Origin of the sequence: Liquorilactobacillus oeni DSM 19972 (assembly GCF_001436275.1) — a bacterium.
GTDB lineage: Bacteria > Bacillota > Bacilli > Lactobacillales > Lactobacillaceae > Liquorilactobacillus > Liquorilactobacillus oeni.
In genome coordinates, this window is sequence record NZ_AZEH01000024.1 from 1 (window position 1) to 1,011 (window position 1,011).

The 1,011-nt window shown below is 36.2% G+C and carries 1 pseudogene; it reads right to left on the reverse strand.

The features are described from left to right. Positions 1–933 (reverse strand): annotated as a pseudogene (locus FD46_RS02855) (IS3 family transposase); the annotation flags it as partial. Positions 934–1,011: the final 78 nt, after the last annotated feature.

Consider the following 1,011-nt stretch of genomic DNA (forward strand, 5'->3'; position numbering starts at 1 on the left):
GGCTATTATCGTAAGGATACCCTTGCTTAGAATACGAATGGACGATTTGATGTCGTCTAAGTAAGTTTTCAACATCATAGCTCGTATATTGTGAACCCATATCTGAATGAAAATATGCTGGCTTTTTATAATGTTCAAGTGCTTGGTTAACTGTATCTACTACTAGTTTGGCATTCATCTGGCGTCCTATTTTATATGCGAGTATCTTATGAGCCTTTGGCTCATATACTGAACTAAGATATACCCAAGTTCCAGGTCGTAGCTCAAGATAAGTAATATCAGCCCGCCAAGCATTAGCTTTTGGTTTGTTTTTAATCAGATTGGGACGTTGTAAATAATCGACATGAGTACCAGGCTTTTTAAAACGTCGATGCATGAGAGAATGAATCTTGATTTCTTGCATTAGTCGAAAAATCCGCTTGACACCAACTATAATCCCCAGTCTATTTAATGCTAGTTTGATTCTTGGATAACCATAAGCGCGATAGTTTTCTTCCCAGATTTTTCGAATGATTTCTTTTAAATAATGGTCAACACGATCGTGTTGACTAGGTTGATATTTCAACCAATGGTAATAGGTATTACGAGCTAATCTTAAAGTTGAAAGTATTAAGGATAGGCGGTGAAAGGGTAACTGGCTCTTAACAAAAATAAGTGCTTCAACTCGCCCTAGCGCTTTCCCAGTAACACCGCCGCAGCTTTTAAAATTTCCAATTCCTCCTTGAGACGTTGGTTTTCTTTTTGTAATTTTTTAAATTCTTTAGAAGTAACTTCAGTTCCATCATCAAGTTCAACAGATTTTGCATCTTTAATCCAGTTATGAATTGATGCAGGAGACACTGCATATTCTTCTGAAAGAGAACGAACTGATCTCTTTTCCTCGGTGTGCATTTTAATAATACTCGCTTTAAAATCATCAGTATATCGTTTCATATAAAAACTCCTATCTTGGTCATTTTATTATGGCACAAACGTCTAAGTATTTGTGTACCAAATACTAGGATAGGAGCA